Annotated in this window: 12 protein-coding genes; 4 read left to right on the forward strand and 8 right to left on the reverse strand. The window is 74.5% G+C overall.

What is annotated here, in order from left to right; all coding sequences use genetic code 11:
• Positions 1 to 45: 45 nt before the first annotated feature.
• The 5 genes from ACFWIC_RS17510 to ACFWIC_RS17530 all read right to left on the reverse strand — a co-directional run bounded on the left by ACFWIC_RS17510 (position 46) and on the right by ACFWIC_RS17530 (position 10,017).
• On the reverse strand, positions 46 to 414 hold the full coding sequence (locus ACFWIC_RS17510; protein WP_329951158.1) for a PRC-barrel domain-containing protein: 369 nt from the start codon (positions 412 to 414) through the stop codon (positions 46 to 48).
• Positions 415 to 574: 160 nt separating this feature from the next.
• The gene (locus tag ACFWIC_RS17515; RefSeq protein WP_380519250.1) at positions 575 to 3,088 is read right to left on the reverse strand and encodes a SpoIIE family protein phosphatase; all 2,514 of its coding nucleotides are present in this window, start codon (positions 3,086 to 3,088) and stop codon (positions 575 to 577) included.
• A 63-nt stretch (positions 3,089 to 3,151) separates the two neighbouring features.
• Complete coding sequence (locus ACFWIC_RS17520; protein WP_329951156.1) at positions 3,152 to 7,177, reverse strand: HAMP domain-containing protein; 4,026 nt, start codon at positions 7,175 to 7,177, stop codon at positions 3,152 to 3,154.
• Positions 7,178 to 7,440: 263 nt separating this feature from the next.
• Positions 7,441 to 9,012, reverse strand: a complete 1,572-nt coding sequence (locus ACFWIC_RS17525) for a CHAD domain-containing protein (protein WP_380519252.1) — start codon at positions 9,010 to 9,012, stop codon at positions 7,441 to 7,443.
• Between the two features lie 66 nt (positions 9,013 to 9,078).
• Positions 9,079 to 10,017, reverse strand: a complete 939-nt coding sequence (locus ACFWIC_RS17530; RefSeq protein WP_329881754.1) for a SigB/SigF/SigG family RNA polymerase sigma factor — start codon at positions 10,015 to 10,017, stop codon at positions 9,079 to 9,081.
• A gap of 400 nt (positions 10,018 to 10,417) precedes the next feature.
• On the opposite strand from ACFWIC_RS17530, the gene ACFWIC_RS17535 reads away from it, so the two are divergent.
• On the forward strand, positions 10,418 to 10,882 hold the full coding sequence (locus ACFWIC_RS17535) for an ATP-binding protein (RefSeq protein ID WP_380359565.1): 465 nt from the start codon (positions 10,418 to 10,420) through the stop codon (positions 10,880 to 10,882).
• A 90-nt stretch (positions 10,883 to 10,972) separates the two neighbouring features.
• On the opposite strand, the gene ACFWIC_RS17540 is transcribed toward ACFWIC_RS17535, so the two are convergent.
• On the reverse strand, positions 10,973 to 11,941 hold the full coding sequence (locus ACFWIC_RS17540) for an LLM class F420-dependent oxidoreductase (RefSeq protein WP_380519253.1): 969 nt from the start codon (positions 11,939 to 11,941) through the stop codon (positions 10,973 to 10,975).
• Positions 11,942 to 12,228: 287 nt separating this feature from the next.
• Between ACFWIC_RS17540 and ACFWIC_RS17545 the strand changes: the two genes are divergently transcribed.
• Positions 12,229 to 12,975 (forward strand): hypothetical protein, encoded by a 747-nt coding sequence (locus tag ACFWIC_RS17545; protein ID WP_380519255.1) that lies wholly within the window; start codon positions 12,229 to 12,231, stop codon positions 12,973 to 12,975.
• Positions 12,976 to 13,044: 69 nt separating this feature from the next.
• Here the strand turns inward: ACFWIC_RS17545 and ACFWIC_RS17550 are convergent, their stop codons facing one another.
• A complete protein-coding gene (locus ACFWIC_RS17550) occupies positions 13,045 to 14,496 on the reverse strand; it encodes a GH1 family beta-glucosidase (RefSeq protein WP_380519256.1) in 1,452 nt (483 codons plus the stop codon).
• 408 nt (positions 14,497 to 14,904) lie between these two features.
• Between ACFWIC_RS17550 and ACFWIC_RS17555 the strand changes: the two genes are divergently transcribed.
• Positions 14,905 to 15,621, forward strand: a complete 717-nt coding sequence (locus ACFWIC_RS17555) for a TNT domain-containing protein (RefSeq protein WP_380519258.1) — start codon at positions 14,905 to 14,907, stop codon at positions 15,619 to 15,621.
• Positions 15,622 to 16,424: 803 nt separating this feature from the next.
• On the forward strand, positions 16,425 to 17,120 hold the full coding sequence (locus tag ACFWIC_RS17560) for a type 1 glutamine amidotransferase domain-containing protein (protein WP_329951147.1): 696 nt from the start codon (positions 16,425 to 16,427) through the stop codon (positions 17,118 to 17,120).
• Between the two features lie 39 nt (positions 17,121 to 17,159).
• Here ACFWIC_RS17560 and ACFWIC_RS17565 read toward each other — a convergent pair whose 3' ends face one another.
• On the reverse strand, positions 17,160 to 22,067 hold the full coding sequence (locus tag ACFWIC_RS17565) for an SAV_2336 N-terminal domain-related protein (protein WP_380519260.1): 4,908 nt from the start codon (positions 22,065 to 22,067) through the stop codon (positions 17,160 to 17,162).
• Between the last annotated feature and the right edge of the window lie 5 nt (positions 22,068 to 22,072).

Consider the following 22,072-nt stretch of genomic DNA (forward strand, 5'->3'; position numbering starts at 1 on the left):
GTGGCCACCCTGATCGGTGGCCACCGCCCGTCCGCGTACCGGAGGTCAGATGATGGGGCGACTGTAGAACGGGCCGTAGTAGCTGCCGTACGCCTCGCGGTACCCGAGGTCGGCGTCCTCGTGCTTCTCCCGGTCGAACTCCGGGCCGTCCTTGATCTCGGCCTTCGTCCGGTCCACGTAGATCTTCTCGTCCTCCTGGTCGACCCGGACGATGGTGCCGACCGGCAGCAGGACGTGCTTGCCGAAGATCCACGGACCGGTGTCGACGACGAGGTATTCGGAGCCGGCCTCCGGGGAGTGCCGGTCGACCTTGCCGATCGCTCCGTCCGTCGCCTCCACGTGGAAGCCCACCAGGTCGGTGCCGGCGACGTGGCCGGAGGTCGAGCGGAACTCCCAGATGTCGATGCTGCTCATGTCGGTTCCCTTTCTCCCGGTGCCCGCCGAGCTGTTCCCGGCCGACGCGTTCTCGACCCTCGGCTGCCCCGAACCGCGGACCTCACACCTGCCGGCCGTGACGAACAGGTCGGCACCGTTCGAGGCGGCGCCGCTCAGGGCCGCACCGGACGGGACCGGCTCAGCAGACCGTGACCCCGATCAGACAGGTGTCGTCGTCGGTGTCGGAACTGCTGTACCTCAGGAGGTGGTCGAGCCGGCGTTCGAGCTCCGGCTGCCCGCCCGACTTCCCGGCGATGGACAGCAGGTCGTCGAGCGACTCCTCCAGGGAACGGTCCCGGCGTTCGATCAGGCCGTCGGTGTACATCATCAGGGTGTCCCCGGCGCGGAGCCGGATCTCGCCCTCCTCGTAGTCGGCCTGGTCGATGGCGCCCAGCAGGATCCCCGAGACGGTGGGGAGCTCGGTGGCCCGGCCGTCGCGCAGCAGGATGGGGGCCAGATGGCCCGCCCGGGCCCAGCGGAGGGTCCTGGTCCGGGGGTCGTACAGGGCGCAGACGGTCGTCGCGGTGACGTTGTCGGTCAGGTGGTGGGTCACCGTGTTGAGCCAGCCCAGCAGCTGGCCCGGGCCGGCGCCGGTGGCGGCCAGGCCGCGCAGGGCGTTGCGCAGGGCGACCATGCCGGTGGCGGCCTCGATGCCGTGCCCGGCGACGTCGCCCACGCACAGGAGGACCTGGCCGGTCGGCAGGTCCAGGGCGTCGTACCAGTCGCCGCCGACCAGGTGGTCCTTCTCGGCGGGCCGGTAGCGCACGCCCACCCGCAGGTCGTGCAGCTCCAGGGGGCCGCGGCTCGGCGGCATGATGGCGTGCTGCAACTGCAGGGCGAGCCGGTTGCGTTCGGCGGCCTGCTGCTCGGTGTGGGCGAGCTGGTCGCGGGTGGCGGCGAGCGCGACCTCGGTCCAGTGCTGGGCGGAGACGTCCTGGTAGGCGCCGCGCACGGTGGTGATGCGGGAGTCGGCGTCGAGGACGGGCTCGGCGACGACCCGGATGTGCCGGGCGATGCCGTCGGCCCGCTGGAGGCGGAAGGCGGTGGAGGCGGGGCGCCGGTGGTGCAGCAGGGTGCGCAGGAACCGGCCGATGGTGTGCTCGTCGTCGGGGTGCGCGTGGGCCGCCAGGTGGTCCAGCGGGATGGGGTCGGCGTGCGGCGGCAGGCCGTGGAGGTCGAACAGGGTCTCGTTCCAGGCGATCTCGCCGGTGTGCAGGTTCTCCTCGAACCCGCCGATGCGGCCGAGGCGCTGGGCGTGCTGCAGCAGGCTGGCGACGCGGGCGGCGCCGTCCTCGGTCCGCCAGATGACGACCGCGCCGGCCCCGCAGCGGGTGATGCTCACGCTGGCCCGGGTGGTGAGCGGGACGCCGTCGACCAGGGCGGAGAGGTTCATCCCCGGCGAGCGGAACGACTCGCCGGTCGCCAGGACGTACTCGATCTTCTCGAAGAGGCCGCCCGGTTCGGCGGCCAGCGGGTAGGCCTCCAGCAGCCGGGCGCCGAGGATGGCGCTGCGCGGGCGGCCGGCGAAGTCCTCGAAGCTCGGATTGAGGTGCTTGATGAGGTAGTCGGTCGTCCGGCCCGCCGCGTCGAGGTCCGGGTGCACGACCAGGCAGGGGTCGTGCAGGCCCTGGACGAGTTCCAGCAGGTCGGCCGTCTGCGGGTCGACGCCGTCGCCGTTCCCGGTGGCCGGGTGCGACTCCAGGGCGGTGGCACAGAGTTCGGCCAGGGCCTCGAACTGCCGTTGCAGCGACTGCGACGGCGCCGGCAGGTCGCCGCTCCAGCAGACCTCCAGGACGCCGGTGATCCGGCCGCCCGCCCCGGCGGGCACGGCCAGCCGGCCGCCGCCGAACTCCCGCTGTCCGATGGAGGGGAGCCCCGCCGCGGCGAGCGACTCGTAGGCCGCGGAGGCCCGTTCGGTCAGTGCGCGGCGCGCGGGAACGGGGACGCCCGGCGGGACGTGGCGCCAGCGCGCCGCCTCCTCGTCGGCGAATCCGGCGCTGCCCGCCAGCGTCAGGGACTGGTCGGAGTTGGCCGCCCAGATCGCCACCGCCTGCGCGCCGAGCGGCCGGAGCGCGTGCTCCAGCACCGACTGCGCCACGGCCTGGACGTCGGAGGCGCCCAGCATCCCCGTCTCGGCGCTGCGCAGCCGGACGCCGAGGGACGGCTCGCCCGCGGAGGCCATGAACTCGCGGGCGACGTCGGCGATCCGGTCGTGCGAGGCCTGGTTGACGAGGTCGGCCGCCAGGTCCAGGACGGACAGCGTGGAACGGTCGGCCAGCGTGTCGAGCTGGCGGCCGGCCTCGGCGGGGGAGACGCCCAGGCGCTCCACCAGGATCCCCTTGGCGAGTTCGACCAGCGCCCGGCCGTCCGCCTGGGCGTGGGCCCGGGTGAGTTCGCGGCGCAGCCGGTCGACGGTCGACGTCAGCCGGCCCACCGTGCTGCCGGCCGCCGGCAGGGACGTCCTGCCGGCGGGCCCGTCCGCCGGTTCACGCGGCGACACGACGGAGGGCGGCACGGCGACCGCCCGCGCGACCTGGCCCGACGCCGCTGCCTGCCCGGGCTCCGCTGCCGCCCCGGACACCGCGGCCGGACCGCGCCCGGCCTGCGGGAGCGGCTGCTCTTCGGCGTCCCGGGGCTGTCGGGGGTCGTGCATGGTGTCTCCTCCGCTGGCGTGGTCGTTCGGCGTCGCGGTGCGTCCCACCGGCACGGCGGGCGGCTACGGCCGCAGCCACCGCTCGACGCGGGCGATCAGGTCGAGCGCGTCGACCGGCTTGGTCACGTAGTCGGTGGCGCCGGAGGCGAGGCTCTTCTCCCGGTCTCCGACCATGGCCTTGGCGGTGACGGCGATGATCGGCAGGTCCGCGTGCTCGGGCATCGCCCGGATCGCGGCCGTTGCGGCGTAGCCGTCCATCTCCGGCATCATCACGTCCATCAGGATCAGGTCGATGCCGCGGTGCGCGGTGAGGGCCTCGATCGCCGCGCGTCCGTTCTCGGCCTGCAGCACCCGCATGCCGTGCAGCTCCAGGATCCCGGTCAGCGCGTAGAGGTTGCGGTCGTCGTCGTCGACGACCAGCACCGTCCGCCCCGCGAGGGAGCCGTCGACGTCCTGGGCGAGCGCGACGGCGGGATCCCCGCTCCGTACCAGCGGCAGCACGTCACCGGGCTGGTCCGCGCTCAGGTGCAGGGCGATGCGCTCGCGCAACTCGTCCAGGCTGGAGAGGAGTTCGAGCGGCTGCAGGGTGGCCCGCTGTTGCAGGAGACGCTCCTGCTCGGCGCCCAGCCGCCGGTTGTTGTGCGCGAGGACCGGCACGCCGTGCAGGGCGGCGTCCCGCGCCATCTCCTCCAGGAAGTCCAGGGCCGCGCCACCGGGCAGGTCGAGTTCCAGGACCACGCAGTGGCACGGGGTCGAGGCCAGTGTCGCCGCCGCCTCGTGGGCGCTCACCGTGGTGGTGACCTCCACGGTCGTGCGCGGGTCGCCGAGGCCGGAGGGGCCGGTGAGGTCGGCGACGGCGCTCTCCGCGACCAGTGACAGCAGGCCGCGCGGACGCTCCTCGATGACGAGCAGCCGCTTGGGCTGAACCGTCTCCGGCGGCGCGGCGGGTGCCGGGGTCTCGACCCGGTCCGCTGCGCCGGCGGCCTCGCCGGTACCGCTCTCCAGCGCCGTCCGCGAGTTCTGGGCGTTCAGTTCGACGAAGTCGGTCCGGGAGGCGGGCAGGTAGAGCGTGAAGGTGCTGCCCCGGCCGGGCACGCTGTCCGCGGTGATCGCACCTCCGAGGAGGAAGGCGATCTCGCGGCTGATCGACAGACCCAGCCCGGTGCCGCCGTACTTGCGGCTGGTGGTGCCGTCCGCCTGCTGGAAGGCCCCGAAGACGCTCTCCAGGTGCTGGGGTTCGATGCCGATCCCGGTGTCCACGACGTGGAAGGCGATCACCGGGCCGTCGTCGCGGCGGGCGACCTCCGGCACGTGCGCGTGGTCCGCGACCTCGATCCGCAGTTCCACGCCGCCCTTCTCGGTGAACTTGACCGCGTTGGAGAGCAGGTTGCGCAGCACCTGGCGGAGCCGGTAGTCGTCGGTGAGCAGCTCCGCCGGCATCGTCGGCGCGGTCTCGACCGTGAACCGCAGGCTCTTCTGGCTCGTCAGCGGCCGGAAGGTGGCCTCGACGTAGTCGAGCAGCTTGCGCAGCGGGATCCGCTCGGGGGTGATGTCCATCTTCCCCGCCTCGACCTTGGAGAGGTCGAGGATGTCGTTGATCAGCTGGAGCAGGTCGGAGCCCGCGGAGTGGATGATGCCCGCGTACTCGACCTGCTTGGCCGTCAGGTTCCTGGTCGGGTTCTGGGCGAGCAGCTGGGCGAGGATGAGCAGGCTGTTGAGCGGGGTGCGCAGCTCGTGGCTCATGTTGGCCAGGAACTCCGACTTGTAGCTGGAGGCCAGCGACAGCTGGTGCGCGCGGTCCTCCAGCTCCTGCCGGGCCTGTTCGATCTCCAGGTTCTTGGTCTCGATGTCCCGGTTCTGTGCGGCGAGGAGCGCGGCCTTCTCCTCCAGTTCCGCGTTGGAGGACTGCAGTTCCTCCTGACGGGCCTGGAGCTCCTCCGACCGGACCTGGAGTTCGGCGGTCAGCCGCTGGGACTCCCCGAGCAGTTCGTCGGTGCGGGAGTTGGCGACGATCGTGTTGACGTTGGCGCCGATGGTCTCCATCAGCTGGTCGAGGAAGGCGCGGTGCACCGAGGTGAAGTCGCGGACGGCGGCGAGCTCGATGACGCCCAGGACCTGGCCCTCGACCACGATGGGCAGCACGATCAGGGAGGCGGGCTCGGCCCGGCCCAGGCCGGAGGAGATGGTCACGTAGCCCGCGGGCAGGGAGTCGACGGCGATCGTGCGCCGGCTGCGCGCGGCCTGGCCGACGAAGGACTCGCCGAGCCTGAAGCGGGTGGGGGTCGAGCCGGCGGGGAAGGCGTAGGAGCCGATCAGGTTGAGGACGGTCGTGTCCCCGCTGTCCTCCGCGAGGTAGAAGGCGCCGTACTGGGCGGACACCAGGGGCGTCAGCTCGTCCATGATCAGTTCGGCGACGACGGCGAGGTCGCGGCGGCCCTGCATCAGGGCCGAGATCCGGGCCAGGTTGGACTTGAGCCAGTCCTGTTCGTCGTTGGCCCGGGTGGTCTCGCGGAGCGACTCCACCATGAAGTTGATGTTGTCCTTGAGGTCGGCGACCTCGCCGGAGGCGTCCACGGTGATCGAGCGGGTGAGGTCGCCCTCGGCGACGGCGCCGGTCACCTCGGCGATGGCGCGGACCTGCCGGGTGAGGTTGCCGGCCAGCTCGTTGACGTTCTCGGTGAGCCGCTTCCAGGTGCCGGAGACGCCCTCCACCTCGGCCTGGCCGCCGAGCCGGCCCTCGGAGCCGACCTCGCGGGCGACCCGGGTGACCTCGGCGGCGAAGGCGCTCAGCTGGTCGACCATCGTGTTGATGGTGGTCTTGAGCTCCAGGATCTCGCCGCGTGCGTCGACGTCGATCTTGCGGGTGAGGTCGCCCTGGGCGACGGCGGTGGTCACCTGGGCGATGTTGCGGACCTGGCTGGTGAGGTTGTGCGCCATGAAGTTGACGTTGTCGGTGAGGTCCTTCCACGTGCCGGCCACGTTCGGGACCCGTGCCTGCCCGCCGAGCGTCCCCTCGGTGCCGACCTCGCGGGCCACCCGGGTCACCTCGTCCGCGAAGGCCGAGAGCGTGTCGACCATCGTGTTGATGACGCCGGCGAGCGCCGCGACCTCGCCCTTGGCCTCCACGTTGATCTTCTGCGAGAGGTCGCCCTTGGCGACGGCGGTGGCCACCTGGGCGATGGAGCGGACCTGTCCGGTCAGGTTGGAGGCCATCACGTTGACGTTGTCGGTGAGGTCCTTCCAGGTGCCGGAGGCACCCCGGACGGTGGCCTGGCCGCCGAGGTTGCCCTCGGTGCCGACCTCGCGGGCGACCCGGGTGACCTCGGCGGCGAAGGCGCTCAGCTGGTCGACCATCGTGTTGATGGTGGTCTTGAGTTCGAGGATCTCGCCGCGCGCGGTGACGGTGATCTTCTGCGAGAGGTCGCCCTCCGCGACGGCGGTGGCCACCTGGGCGATGGAACGGACCTGGGCGGTGAGGTTGCCCGCCATGAAGTTGACCGAGTCGGTCAGGTCGCGCCAGGTGCCCGACACGCCCTTGACGTCGGCCTGGCCGCCCAGGATGCCCTCGGTGCCGACCTCGCGGGCGACCCGGGTCACCTCGTCGGCGAAGGAGGACAGCTGGTCGACCATCGTGTTGACGGTGTTCTTGAGTTCGAGGATCTCGCCGCGCGCGGTGACGGTGATCTTCTGCGAGAGGTCGCCCTTGGCGACGGCGGTGGCGATCTGGGCGATGTCGCGGACCTGGCTGGTGAGGTTGCCGGCCATCGCGTTGACCGAGTCGGTCAGGTCCTTCCACGTCCCCGACACGGCGGGCACCTCGGCCTGGCCGCCGAGCCGGCCCTCGGTGCCGACCTCGCGGGCGACCCGGGTCACCTCGGAGGTGAAGAGGGAGAGCTGGTCGACCATGCCGTTGAACACGGTGGCGATCTCGCCCAACAGGCCGTCGGCGTCGTCGGGAAGGCGGGTGCCGAAGTCTCCGTCGCGCACGGCCGTCAGCCCGGCCAGGAGGCGCCGCAGATCCGGTTCACCGACCTGCGCCGTGCCGCCGTCGGCCGCGTGCTGAGCCTGGGGCTTCGTCGTGCCAGCCATCGAGGACGTCGCCTTCCTCTGTAGGGCGACAGGCCGCACGGCCCGTCGCAGTCAACACCCGATCCGGCCGCACGTCCGACCAAAGGGCCGCGCCGAAGCCGTGTCAGGCACCTGTCCGTACCGTTCCGGACCGTACCGCACCCGTTCGGCCGAGGGCGACTCCCGTAGCACCGACGGAAAGTGACCGGGCCCACGTCCGACCGGGGCCGTCCGGGGGCGGTCACGCGCCGGAGAACCGTGATCGACGAGCTGCCCGCCGCCGGCTAGCCGAGGTCGGTGAGCTTGCGCCCGCGGGCCCGGCGGTACAGGTCGGGCAGGCGCTCCTCGGCCGCCCGGGCGGCGTCCCGCCGGAGTCCGTACAGCACCCCGTAGGCGAACGCGTGAGCGTCACCGTCCGAGGGCCCGGTCCCCGCGTCCAGGAGGGCCCCGCGGGCGATCACGGTGTCCTGGTGGTCCCCGAGGGCCCGCTGCAGGGCCTTCATCCGCCGGGAGAACCTCTCGGCGCGCCCGGCGGAGACCGGGCGGACGCTGTCCGCCGTGTAGCGGGCCCGCTTGGCCGCCTTGCGCGCATGGTGCAACGCGCCGTCGCGCTCGGGCCCGGGGGCGGTCGCGAGCGCGGCGTCGAGCCGCTCCACCGTCCGGCGCTGTTCCCGGCGCAGTGCGCGGGACAGCTGCCCGGCGGCGTCGCCGCCGCGGCCCTTCCCGGTGAGGGGCGGATCGTCGGCGAAGGCCTCCAGCGCGTCGAGGAGGGCGAAGTAGCGCGGGGTGGTGAGATCGGTCACCGCGTGCTCCCATGCCTCCCGGTACCGGTCGGCGTACCGCGCCGCGAGCCGGGCGCGCAGGTCGCCGCGCGGCACCTCCGGGGGCAGCTCGTCCACTGCGGCGACCAGCTGCTCGCCGAGCACCTCCTGATCCCGCGCCAGGCCCAGCGACCGTCCGAGCCACCGCAGCTCGGCGGCCAGTTCCTCGACGCGCCCGCGGTCGAACAGCCGGCGGTGGGCCTTGAGGAGGCTGCGGAGCCGCCGGGCCGCGACCCGCATGCGGTGCACCGCGTCCGGTTCGTCCAGGCGCACCCGCGGGTCCAGCGCGATCAGTGTCCCGACCTGCTCGCGGAGGGCGGCGCCCACCACCGCGCCGGGCGTTCCGGGGCGCAGTGGCACCCGGTCCGGGGCCTGCTGCCGGGTTTCGTCCAGTGCCCGGGCGAGCTTGGACGGGTAGCGGGAGCGGCTCCCGCCCGCCGCCGTGAACGCGGCCTCGACGTCGTCGAGGAGTGCGGTGCCGCCCTCCGCCAGCTCGACCTCGGTCTCGGTCCAGGCGGTCAGCTGGGTGGGGGTGCCGGCGGCCCGGCCGGCGCCGGGCGCGGAGCCGCTCCCGCGCGGCGTCCGCGGCCGGTCGAAGACCTGGCCGGTGACGCGGTCCTCGGCGATCTCGGCGAGCGTGGTCCCCGCCGTGTCGAGCAGGAGCTCGCGGCGCCGGCGGGTGTGCAGGTGCGCGACGGGTGCGAGCGCGCCGCCCCGCACGAACACCGCCAGCCTCGGCGTCAGTGCCGACGGCACCTGGCCGGGTGCACCGGCGTCGAGCGGTTCCGCGATCTCCTCGCGGGTGTCCCCGTCACGGGGCAGCTTGAGGTGCCAGCCGGCGTCCTTGCCGCCGGTGCGCCGGCGCAGGGTGATGCGCCGGCGCAGCAGCCGCAGGTCCGGGGTGTCGTAGTAGACGGCGTCCAGGTCGTGCGGTTCGCCGGGCACGACCCGGGCGACGCCCGGCAGGTCCTCGAACCGCCGGAGCGGCCGTCCGCCGTCGTACTTCCGTTCCCTCTCCATCTGTTCGCCACTCATGGTGGGCGCCTGCCCGCGGATCGCGGTTTCACGCCCGGGGGGACGGTGGGCCGCCCCCCGGCGCCGTCAGGCCTCGGCCAGCAGCTCGGCGCGCAGACCGGACAGGATGCGGGTGAGCAGCCGGGACACGTGCATCTGCGAGATGCCCAGCCGCCGGCCTATCTCCAGCTGGGTCAGCTCGGCCCCGAACCGCAGCGACAGGATGGTGCGGTCGCGCTCGGGCAGGGCGGCGATGAGCGGCTTGAGGGTCTCCAGGCAGAGCACGGTCTCGTAGGCGCTCTCCTCCTGCGCGATCCGGTCGCCCAGCGCGTCGCCCCCGTCCGCCCCGCCGTTGCCGGGCGCGGGGGCGTCGAGGGAGCCGGCGCTCTGCGCCTGGGAGGCGATCAGGCCCTCGCGCACCTCGTCCTCGGTGAGGTCCAGGTGCGCGGCCAGCTCGCCGGGGGTGGGGACGCGGTCCAGCACCTGCTCCATGGCGTCGCTGGTCTTGGCCAGCACCAGGCGAAGCTCCTGGAGGCGGCGCGGCACGTGCACCATCCAGCCGGTGTCACGGAAGAACCGCTTGATCTCCCCGCTGATGGTGGGCAGCGCGAACGTGGAGAACTCGACCTCGAAGGACGGGTCGAAGCGGTCGATGGCCTTGATGAGGCCGATCGTGCCGACCTGGACGATGTCCTCGATCGGCTCCTTGCGGTGGGTGAACCGGCTCGCCGCGAACTTCACCAGCGCCATGTTGAGCTCGATCAGGGTGCCGCGCACGTACGAGTACTCGGCGGTGCCCTCCTCGGCCGCGCGCAGCCGGGCGAACAGCGCCCTGGACAGCTCGCGCGCGTCGGCCGGGCACGTGGCCGAGGGCAGGGTGGCGGCGATTCCCAGTTGCTCGGCGACCCGGGCGAGGTCGGCCGGGCAGGTCACCTCGTCACCGGTCGAGACAGGTCCGACCGCGCCGGGGGCCGAAGGGCGGTGGGTGCGGGCAGTGGTCGAAGGGCGGGACACGACGGTCGGCATGCTCTCTCTCCTCTGCTGATGATCATTCGCGGGTGACGACGGGACTCACGTGCCCGGCCTCGACCCGAACAGACCTACCTTTGCCAGATGACCACTCGATCTTCACTTTTCCTCCACGATTCGGAGGTGTTTCGGTGGCGGCGACCGTTTTCGCCCCGTCCCCGGCTGCACCGCCGGCCGTGCCGGCCGTGCCGGGCGACGGCCCCGCGACGGCCCCGCGACGGGTCCCGCGACGCGCCCGGCCGGTCACCGGGCGGTGTTTCCGGAGCACCTCGGGGCACAAGACCCCCGCGGGTGGCGGGCCGTGGTCGGCGGGCCGGGCGCGTCACCCGGTCCCTCCGGTCGCAGGGTGCCGCAGGGGGTCGCAAGGGTCGCAAGGGTCGCGTCGGAGTGAGGACAGATGAGCATCAGTGAGTACCGGACGATGAGCCGGCCGGTCCTGTCCGGGCTTCCGGCCACGGGGCAGACCCGCAGGCTGACCCCGGGCGGCGGTCCGGGGGTGGTCGGGCGCTGCCGGGACCACGCCCGGTCGGCCCTGGAGGACTGGGGCTGGTTGCCGACCACCGACCCCGATCAGCAGGCGCGGGCCGACGACGTGCTGCTCGTCGTCTCCGAGCTGGTCACCAACGCCTGCCGGTACGCCGGGGGGCCGGACCAGCTGGTCCTGTCCGCCACCGCGCACATCCTCCGCATCGAGGTGCTGGACGGTTCCGACGCGCCGCCCCGGCCGCGCGTGCCGCACGCGCCCGGACAGCTCGGCGGTCACGGCCTGCACGCCGTCGCGCTGCTCGTCGGCCGGTGGGGGCACGCGCCGCTCGCCGGCCGCCCCGGCAAGGTGGTCTGGGCCGAGTTCGACGTTCCGTAGCCGGGGAGCCGGCAGCCCCCGGCCCCGGAAGCCTCCGGCGCCGTGGCCCCCGGCCCCGCGACCCGCCGGGCGCCCCCCGGGCCGCCGCGCTCAGAACGCGGCGCGCAACGCCGGCAGCAGCGTGCCCTCGGCCCAGTCGAGGAAAGCCGGTTGGCTCTCGCCGCCGACCTGGACGAGGGCGACCTCCCCGAACCCGGCGGTCACGAACGGGCGCACCGCCTCCACGAAGTCCTCGACCCGGTCGCCGCAGGGAACGGCCTCGGCGACGTCCTCGGGCCGGACGAACCGGCTCGCGGCCGAGAAACCCGCGGTGCCCGGCAGTTCCGCGTTGACCTTCCAACCGCCGCCGAACCAACGGAACTGCTCGTGCGCCCGTCGTACGGCGGCGTCCCGGTCCCGGTCCCAGCAGACCGGCAACTGGCCCACCGCGGGCTTGCCGGCCCCGCCGTGCCGCGCGAACCCGGCGATCAGGGCCGGGTCGGGCTCGACGGCGATCACCAGGTCGGCCAGCCGGCCGGCCAGCTTCCCGGAGGCGGGCCCGGACACCGCCACCCCGATCGGCGGCGGCAGGTCCGGAAGGTCCCACAGTCGCGCGCCCTCGACGTCGAAGTACTGGCCGTGCCGGGTCACGTACCCGCCGTCGAAGAGCGCCCGGATGATCTCCACCGCCTCCGCGAGCATCGCGTGGCGCACCGTGGCGCTCGGCCAGCCCTGGCCGACCACGTGCTCGTTGAGGTTCTCCCCGCTGCCCAGGCCGAGCCGGAAGCGGCCCTCGGACAGCAGCTGCAGGGTGGCGGCCTTCTGGGCCACCACCGCCGGGTGGTACCGGAACGTCGGGCAGGTCACGTAGGTCATCAGCGGGATCCGGGAGGTGGCCTGCGCGGCGGCTCCGAGCACCGCCCAGGCGTAGGGCGCGTGGCCCTGCTCGTCCAGCCAGGGGAAGTAGTGGTCCGAGATCACCGAGAAGTCGAACCCGGCCTGCTCGGCGCGCACCACGTCCGCGACCAGGTCACGGGGGGCTCGCTGCTCGGTCATCATCGTGTATCCGATCTGCACCATGAGGGACGCCTGCCCCCGATCGCCTCCGCCCTCACGCCGGACGGCCGCGCGCCACCCGCCTGCACCAGCGCCGGGCCCGGGGCGGCAGCAGCGGCGGCCCGCGACGCAGGGCCCCCGGGCCCGCCGAACTGCGGTCCAGGGCGGCGCGGATATCCTGGAACCGTGCGGCTGCGTGAGCGCGGGGGAATCGTCACCGAGCCTCCGGGCGTGTCCCGTGAACAGCCCGACCCCGGCCCGGCACCGGCCTCTCCCGGCGACGTGTGACGGTGCGTGACGGGAGCAAGGTGATGATCCTTCCGGTCGAGATCAAGGTCAATGTCGACGGCGACGTCCAGGAGGCCCTGGCGGCCCTGGGTGAACCCCGGGGCGGTACGCGGAAGCGACTCATCTGGTTCGCCGAGGACCGCGACGGCGTCGCCGACGGACGACTGCCCCTGCTGGACGGCGGGGTGATCGTGCGCCTCCGGAGCGGCGACACCCCGGACGAGCTGACCGTCAAGCTGCGCCCGTGCACCGGGGAACAGCTGGTCGGGCCGTTCACCCGCCCGTTCGAGGAGGAGTCGTTCGAGTACCGGATCGAGGAGGACCTGGCGGGGAGTCGCCGGACGCTCGCGGCGTCCGCGACGGGCACGCACCCGCAGGCGGCGCTGCTGGACGCGGTGGCGCCCGGGGCGGACACCGCCGCACCGCTCGGCGTCCGGCAGCGGGAGTTCCTCCGCGGGTGCGCACCCGGCGTGCGGATCGACGGACTCGTCGCACTGGGCCCGATCGCCTCCACCAAGGGCGAGGACGTGCCGCTCGACGACCTGGAGGCCGACCTGGAGCGGTGGGCGGTCGGCGGTCTGGACTTCCTCGAAGTCTCGATCCGGGTCAAGCCCAAGGAGGACGAGGAACCCGACGCGTTCGCGGAACGGGTCGCGCGCAAGCAGCGGAAGCTCGAATCGGCCGTGCGGGACCGGGGGGTCTTGCTCTCAGGGAACCCCGAGAGCAAGACCCGGCGGGTCCTCGCCGCCCTGGTGCCCGCCCGTCCGTGAGAGGACCCCGGCCGGCCCGTGCCCGGCCGTCGCGGCCCTGGAGGTCGGGGACCGGAGGCCGGGAGCCGGCTACGCCCCGTCGAGGGGGAGCAGTTCGCCGCTGCGGGCGACCCGCCCGTACCAGTGGGCGCTGGACTTCGGGGTCCTGGCCAGGGTCCGGGGGGCGACGTGGACCAGCCCGAACCGCTTCTCGTACCCGTACGCCCACTCGAAGTTGTCCAGCAGGGACCACAGGAAGTAGCCGCGCACGTCCGCGCCGTCGGTGACGGCCCGGTGCACCGCCGCCAGGTGGGCGCGCACGTAGGCGGCGCGGTGGGGATCGTCGACCGCGCCGTCCGCGCCGACCTCGTCCTCGTAGGCCGCGCCGTTCTCGGTGACCGCGAGCGGCAGCCCCGGGTACCGCCGGGCCAGCCCGGTCAGCAGCTCGTGCAGGCCGGACGGGTCGACCGCCCAGTCCATCGCGGTGACGTCGCCCGGTGCCCGGTGGAAGCCCACCCGGTCCGCGCCCGGCCAGGGGGAGACCTGGCCGCCGCCGTGGCCGTCCTGGCGCGCGGGTTCCGTCCCCTCGGTGGTCGCGGAGACCACGGTGGGCGTGTAGTAGTTGACGCCCAGCCAGTCCAACGGCTGGTGGACCGTCGCCGGGTCGCCGGGCCGGACGAAGGACCAGTCGGTGAGACCGGCGGTGTCGTCCAGCAGGTCCTTGGGGTACGCGCCCTCCAGCATCGGCCCGAGGAAGACGCGGTTGCCGACGGCGTCGATCCGGCGTGCCGCGTCCCGGTCCGGCGCGGACGGGGTGAGCGGGCGCACCGCGTGCAGATTGAGCGCCACCGACAGCAGGGCCCCGGCCGGCAGAGCGGCGCGCAGGGCCTGGACGGCCAGGCCGTGGCCCAGGTTGAGGTGGTGGGCGGCGCGCAGGGCGGCCACCGGGTCGGTGCGGCCGGGGGCGTGGACGCCGGAGCCGTACCCCAGGAAGGCGCTGCACCAGGGCTCGTTGAGGGTCGTCCACCGGTGGACCCGGTCGCCGACGGCCTCGCCGACCAGCGCGGCGTACTCGGCGAACCGCTCGGCGGTGGCGCGCTCCGGCCAGCCGCCGGCCGCCTCCAACTCCTCGGGCAGGTCCCAGTGGTAGAGCGTGGCGACCGGTGTGATCCCGGCGGTGAGCAGCTCGTCGGCGAGGCGGCGGTAGAAGTCCAGACCGCGCTGTGAGGCGGGGCCGCGCCCGGTGGGTCGGACGCGCGACCAGGAGACCGAGAACCGGTAGGCGGTGAGACCGAGTTCGGCCATCAGCCGGACGTCGCCGCGGTAGCGGTGGTAGTGGTCGGTCGCGACGTCGCCGGTCTGGCCCCGGTGGACCCTGCCCGGGACGCGGCAGAAGGTGTCCCAGATCGACGGGGTGCGGCCGTCCTCGGCGGCGGCGCCCTCCACCTGGTAGGCGGAGGTGGCCGCGCCCCAGAGGAAGCCGGCCGGGAACCGGGGGACGGCGGCGGGCGGGTGGGGGTCGGACGGGTGGGGATCTGCCATGGCGGGTGCTCCCATCGGTGGAACGGCGTGAGCGGGCGCGAGCGGGACGGCTGAGCGGTGCGGCCCCACGATGTGTCTGCCCGGCAGGGCGAGGACGAACAGCGGGGGCACCGTCGAGATCGGCGCGCCGGCCGCCACGCCCGCCCGCCCGGTCGACCGGCGGCCCGGCCCGGGGGGCTCGTCGCTCGCCCGCCCGGTCGACCACCGGCCCGGCCCGGCCCGGACGGCCTCCGCACGTGCTCGCGCCGGTCCCGTCGGCCCGAGCTGCCGAACGGGTGAAGGGTGGGCGCCGGAGCGTTTCGCCCACGAAGTGATGTCGTGGTGATGTGTAACTTCCGGTGCTGACAGAGCCGTTCCGCGCTCCCGCGCCGACCCTGGTCTCTGACCACCACCCGGAGGCATCGCTCCATGCGTTCTCGAACCCTTGCCGCCCTCTCCATGGCCGCAGCCCTGCTGGTGACGGGTACGGCCGCCACCCAGAGCGCCGCCGCCGCGGTGGCCTCCGTGGAGGCGGAGCCCACGGACTGTCCGAGGGAGCAGTACCGGCCCACCGACGACGACAAGAAGAAGTTCTACTGCGGGTTCAAGGAGTTGGGCCCCCGGACCCTGCCGACCGGACCGGTCGGCAAGTTGCTCAACGGCTACTACCGCTTCGGCGGGCTGACGCCCCAGCAGTTCCTCTCCTGGTACCGCGACGGCCTGGACTGGAAGTACCCGGCGGCGGACGGGTTCCGCGAGGTCAACGGCACGGTCGACCAGGCCGTGGCGACGGTGCCGAAGGACACGAAGCTCGACCGCTTCGGATCCGCCGGCGGGCGCTACCTGTCCACGGCCGGCACCGCGTACTCCGCGCGGGCGATCCCGCCGGACAGCCTCAACCCGATCCCGGACGCGCAGGGCGTGCCCCAGGACAGTTACCACTGCTACGTGGTGGTGAAGGAGTTCAAGGTCCTTCAGGGGCACATCGCGGCCGCCTTCGCCCAGCCCGGCGGCGGTGTCCAGCAGTGGCTGAAGGAGGACGCCGCCCTGAAGCCCGCGGAGCTGGGCGCGGACCCGTACTACGTGTCCTCCCTCCTCAAGTACGGCTTCCTGGACGAGAAGCCCGCCACCACCTGCACGGGCTGACGGATGCCGGTCCGGGGCCCCCGGCGCGGTCCTCGCCCGGCCGGGGGCCCCGGTCGCGGGATCACTCCCCGGCGGCCAGGCAGCCCAGACGGCCGTCCCAGGAGGCCGTCCGGCAGGTGAGTGCCGCACCGGCGGCGGAGGTCGCGGTGGCGCCGTGCTCCTTGCACCTGCGGTGCGGTTCGTTGCAGCTGCCCTTTCCCGGGGATCTGCGCGCAGTTCTGGGTGCCGTGGGCCGCCTTGCCCTCGGGCGAGAGGTTGTCGTAGGCGCTGCCGTCGTGCCGCCCGGGCGAGTCGGCGCCCCCGCCCGCGTCCGCCGCCGACGGGGTGCCTCCGGCCGGGGCGCTCGCGGTCGGGGCGCTCCCGGGCTCCGTGGGGCGGGGCGTCGGGGAAGCCGCCGGGGGCTCTGTGGCGGGGGCCGTCGCGGGTGTCGTCGGCGGAGTGGGTACGGCCGGGGTCACGGCGAGGGCCGCGACGGTCCCCGGAGGTGAGGCCGGTGTGTCGAGGGCGTCGCACGCCGTCGCGGACGCGCTGAGCAGGACGGCCGCCACGGCCGGCGCGGCCGCTCTGTCGGCCGCGCGGGAGTGGCCCCCGGCGGCCATCGGGATCCCGATACCGGACATCGGATTCTCCATTGGTCCCGCGCGCGACGCCGCCCTACTGTCGATCTCGTCACCGCGCTGACGGCCCGTCGCCGCACGGGCGGTCCGGGCCCGGCGCGTCGGGAACCGCGGAGCGTCACCCCGTCACACCCGGGTCCGCTCCCCCCTGAACCCCTTCCCTCTGAACCCCTTCGGAGCAACCCGATGTCGAAGATCCTCTTCGTGATGACCGGCGCCGACCACTGGACGCTGGCCGACGGCACCAAGCACCCCACCGGCTACTGGGCGGAGGAGGCCGCCGCCCCGTACGAGGCGTTCCGGGCGGCGGGCCACGAGGTGACCGTCGCCACCCCGGGCGGGGTCGTCCCGACCGTGGACCGGGGCAGCCTGGCCCCCGAGGTCAACGGTGGCCAGGAGGGCGCCGACCACGTCGCCGCGACCCTCGCCGCGTTCACCGGGCTGCAGCGTCCGGTCCGGCTGGAGGACGTACGTGCGGACGACTACGACGCCGTGTTCTACCCGGGTGGCCACGGGCCGATGGAGGACCTCGCGGTCGACCCGGTCTCCGGCCGGCTGCTTGCCGACGCCCTCGCCTCGGGCAAGCCGCTGGGCGTGGTCTGCCACGGCCCGGCCGCCCTGCTGGCCGCCACGACGGCGGGCGGCGCCAACGCCTTCGCCGGTTACCGGGTCGCCGCGTTCACCAACGCCGAGGAGACCCAGGCCGGTTTCGCGGACCGGGCGAAGTGGCTGCTCCAGGACCGCCTCACCGAGGCCGGCGTCCTGGTCCAGGAGGGCGAGCCGTGGGCCCCGCACGTGGTCGTCGACCGCAACCTGGTCACCGGCCAGAACCCCGCCTCCGCCGCTCCGCTCGCCGCCGAACTGATCGAGCGGCTGGCCTGACCGCCGAGGGCTGACCGGTCGCGCAGCGGCCGGGGCCCGTCACCACGGGCCGGGCCGGTCTCCCCCCGCGGAGCCGGCCAGGGCCCGGCCCAGGAGCAGGGTGCTGCCGGTGAAGGTGTGGGTCGTGCCGCCCGTACGCGGATCCGCCCCGGCCGGGGGGACTTCGGTGAAGCCGGTGCTCCACTGGCCGCCGAGCCGCTCCCGGATCAGTTCCAGGACCGGCCCGGAGACGGACAGGACCGCGAGGGGGTCCGAGGTCCGGCTGTGGTCGGCCTCGACGAGCTGCGCCCTCATGGCCTCCGCCCCGGGCGCCCGGGCCGGTGCCGGACCGGAGAAGACGGTGACGCCGACGAGGTGGGGCCACGGTTCGGTCAGCGCCAGCTGCATGCGGTCCAGGCCGGACGCCAGCCCCGCGATGACGAGTCCGGCCGCTGCGACGGGGTCGGCCGTGGCGGCGAGGGTGACCAGGAGATCCGCCCCGAACGACGAACGCGGCTGTTCCACGCTCCCCTCGATGGAAGCGGCGTCGATGATGTCGAGCAGCAGCTCCCGGACCGTCCTCTCTGCGCGGGCGAAGTCGGTTCGGCTTTCGCCGCTCGGCCGGTACATCTTCAGTTCGACGGCGAGACCCAGCGGCGTGAGGTCCGGTGCCCCGCCGGCCCGCGGGGCGCTCCCGGCCGTCGGGGGCAGCCACCGCGCGGCCCGGAGCCTGTTCTCGGGGACGGTCCACCAGAGGCGGGCGCTCTGGTCCCAGCGGGCCCCGACCTCCTTCTGGGCCTCGTCCTTCTCGTCGAAGGGGACCGACAGGTAGAGCCGGCCGCGGACCTCGGTGCCGGGGACCTTGGTCCGCACGCGGTCGGCGACGGACGAGATGCTGCTGATCAGGCGGACGACCCGGTCGTACCCGGGGTTGGCCCGGTAGTCGACGGTATCGGTCTGCAGGGCGGTCCGCAGGTCGTTGGCGAGCCGGTTGCTCAGGGCGTCCAGCGCCTCGTGGTCGCCCCTGCGCCGCTGGATGCCGACGACCGCGTCGACGACGGCCGCGAGGTCGTCGAAGTACCGGCCGAGGACGAGGAAGCCGGTCAGCGACGGCGCGAGCCGGAGCGTGACGTCCGGGTCGCCGGATCCCGGCGCCGCGACGGTCAGACCGACCAGGTTCTCGCGTTCGGCCTCCAGCCAGGCGCGGGCCTGCTCGGAGCCGGTGAAGCGCGGGGACGGTGCGGCGGTCCGGCCGTCGAGGTGCGTGGCGGCGGCGCCCGCGGTGGTCCGGTAGTACGCCAGCAGGCGGGCGAGGGCGTCGTCGCGGTCGTCGGCGCCGGCGTGGGCCTCGCCCTGCTGGAGGGAGTAGAGCCGGATCAGGTCGTGGAAGCGCCAGCGGCCCCAGCCCGCACCGGGCTGGACCAGGTGGACCTCGGCCAGGTTTGCCACGAGCCGGTCCGCCGTGCGTTCGCTGGTGTCGGCGAGGCGGGCGACGGCCGTGGTGGACAGTTCGGGGCCCGGATGCACGGAGAGGAGCCGGAAGAGCCGGGCCTGAGGATCGGACAGCTCCGTGTAGGACTGGTCGAAGGCCGCCCTGACGGTCTCGAACCCGGCGAGGCCGAGCCCCTGGTCGGAGAGGTCCGCGGCCAGGGAGCGCAGCGAGCGGGAGGGCGTTGCGGCCAGGATCCTCGCGCAGGCGGACAGTGCGAGCGGGAGGCCGCCGCAGAGCCGGGCGAGATTCAGGGCCGGGCCGGTCTCGGACTGGACACGGGTGTCGGCGGGTCCGCGGGCGTTCCGGATCCTGGCGTGGAGCAGCGCGACCGACGCCGTGGGGGACAGGGGGCCTAGGTCGTGGCGGCGGGCGTCGATCACCAGCGAGCGGCGGGACGTCACGAGGACGGCGTGCGAGCCGTCGGCCGGCAGGAGCGGTTCGACCTGCCGGGATCCGGTCGCGTTGTCGAGCACCAGCAGGAGAGGTCCACGCCCGTCGGCGAGGAGGTTCAGCAGGCTCCGGTAGAGGCGGGTGCGCTCCGGTAGTCCGGCGGGGATGTGGCGGGCCGACACGCCGAGTGCCCGGAGGAGTGTGTCCAACGCCTGCTCCGGGATCGTCCCGGGATCGGTCCGGTTGCCGCCGAGGTCGAGGTGGAGCACCCCGCCGGGAAACCACCCGCGGTCCCGGACGGTGCCGGCGGCCTGGAGGACCAGCTCGGACTTGCCCACGCCGGGGAGCCCCGCGACCAGGGCGACCCGCCGGGCGGGAAGGTCGCCGGGGGGCGGCGGTGTCAGGAGGTCGAGCAGGTGGGTGAGTTCCTTGTCCCGGCCGACGAAGACGGGGGACCTGGGGGGGAGCGCGGACAGGAGCGGCGAGTCGGCCGGAGGGAGGCGGACGGTGGCCGCGCGGTCCTCGACCGTCGGCGGCCCGGAGGGTTCGTCCGGGCCGGTGTGCTCGTCGGGCGGTGCCGTCCGGTGGTCGCGGAACGCCGCGACGGCGGCCAGCTCCGCGTCGATGTCGTACCCGGCGAGCGTGTCGGGGAGGCGCGGAAGCCGCTGCGCCAGGTGTTCGATCCGGGCCGCCTGCGACGGGGTCGGAGTCCCACGGGCCGCACGCCACCGTGCGTGGAGCTCGTCGAGGATCTCCTCGTCGGTGAGGTCCTCCAAGGTGACGACGGTGGCGTCCGGGTGGTGCCAGCGGCCGATCGCGTCGGTCGTGACGAGGACGCAGCCCCGCCCGGTCGAGGGAACGAGGAGCGGGAGGGGGGAGACGCCGGAATCCGGGTCCGGTCGCGTCCATGCGGACTCGGGGACGCCGTCCAGGACGAGCAGCCAGTCCCGGTGCCGGCCCAGGGCCTCCCACAGGGTGCCGAGCCTCCGGTCGGACGGTTCGTCGGAGAGGGCCGCCCACAGCTGCTCGCGGCCCTGCTCGGCGGTGTCGCTCCTCACCGCGTCGATCCAGTGGGTGAACGAGTGGCGGTCCCCGTGGCGCCGGACGTACTCCTGGGCGAGCCGGCGCCGACCGGTGCCCCGGCGGCCGACGACGACGACCAGCGCGGGCCGGTCCGGGGCGGACGCTGGCCGTACGGCTTCTCCTGCCCCGGCGGTGCCGAAGGCCCGTGCGACGGCGGCGAGCGGGGACGTGCGTCCGATCATGGTCGGCGGGTCGGGCGGGGTCACCACCGGGCGTACGGGGTTCAGCCGGTCCCGGCGGAGCAGAAGGGACGGCTCGCGGCGCGGCGCCGGGATCGCCCCGTCGCGCGGGGTGCGCTGCAGGGCGGTGGCCAACGTCCGTGCCAGGGCGACGTGCTGGCCGCCGGCGCCGGCGAGCACCGCCACGGCGACCTCGGCGAACGGCAGGCTCCGTGCGGGCAGTCGCAGGCCGGTGCCGTCCGGCTCCCCGGCCGCGGCGAGGGCCCGGAAGTCGAGGACACCGCCGAAGGTGGCGGCGATCCGCCCCGACACCTTGGCGACCACCTGTTCCAGGATCCGCACCGACTCGCCCCGGGTCAGCTCGGTCAGCAGCAGGTCACGCACCCCGGCCCGGAAGTCGTAGACCTGGTCGTCCGGCTCCGCCTCCCGGTCGATCACACCGTCGTACGGTTCGATCAGCCCGGAGACGAAGATCTCCGCGAGGTCCGTCTGCCCGGACTCCGGCACGGCGGCCCGCTGGACCAGCCGCATCACCGGGAGGCTCAGCGGCGCCGCCGCCAGGTGGCAGGCCAGCCGGTAGGCGGTGGGCGAGCCGCCGGCACGGAACCGGGCGACCCGCTCGGCCGCCGTGACCTCCTCGTCGCGGGCCCGGACCGGCCGCCGTGGCCGGGGCACGCCACCGAGCGGTGCGGCGAGCATCGGTGTCCAGCCGGAGCTCCGGCCCGCGGTGAGTTCGGCCCAGGGGGCGAGCCAGTCGGCGTCGACCTCCAGCACGGGCAGCCACCGGACGCCGGCCCGGGCGGTCGCCCCGCCCGCCCCGCGCGGGATCCCGGGCAGGGCGGCGTCCGAACGGAACACCGGGACGGGCCGGCCCGCGACGGAGGCGCGGGCCTCGACGGGGGCGGTGCGCAGCGCCGTCCGGTGCCACAGCCTCCGGGGCAGTACCTGGAGGACGGCGACCGGCCGGCCGGCGCTCGTCCGTGCCAGGAAGGCCGGGAGCCCGTCCCCGTACCAGGCCGGTCCGACCCCGTCGGTGAGGACGAACAGGATGCGGCGGTCGGTGGGATCCCTGAGCGGGCGGGACCAGTTCCGCGCCGGGGCCGGCGCGGTCCGGCCGGGCCCGGGGCGGCGCCGGCGGAACGGGGTCAGGACGGGGTCCGGCCGGTTCGTGTCCAGCGCCCAGCACCGGACGTCCGCGAAGGCGCCGTGGCGTTCCAGCAGGGTGCCCAACTCGCGGGCCAGACCGTGCCAGACGGCCATGGTGGCGCCGGTGTCGACCAGCAGGTCGACGGAGAAGTACGGTCGCTGCGCCGCCGTCCAGACCGGCAGGAGGACACCCGTCTCGGCGGTCACCTCGGCGGTGGCCTCCTCATCGAGGACCGCCCGGCCGGTTCCGTCGACCGGGCGGCGTAGCGGGCGCAGGGCCCGGGCCAGGGCGAGCCCCCCGGAGAGTGCGGCGGGCTGCGGCACCCGGACGACGTGGCCGCCGCCGGTGCCGGGCGTGCCCGCCGCGCCGGCGCTGCCGAGCGGGTGCAGCGCCGCGGTGGGGCCGGAACGCGGGTCCGGACGGTCCGGGGGCCCGGCCGGCGGGTCGGCCGGTCGCCCCGTCGACGGTTCGCCGGCCGGGGGCTCCGGTCGGACGGGCGCCGACGGGGCGGGCCTCGGCGCCGGGTCGGCGCCTGCGGCGAGCGGATCGAGACCGGCGAGCCGGGAGATCCAGAGGACGTCCGCCAGGTCCTGCGGGAGCGGGTCGCCTTCCTGCGAGCGGAGCAGGTGGGCAAGGGCGTCCCGGAGTCCCCGGGGTGGCGGCGGGAGCTCGCTCACGCAGG

The sequence above is a fragment of the Kitasatospora sp. NPDC127035 genome (genome assembly GCF_042726075.1).
In the GTDB taxonomy this organism is placed as follows: domain Bacteria; phylum Actinomycetota; class Actinomycetes; order Streptomycetales; family Streptomycetaceae; genus Kitasatospora.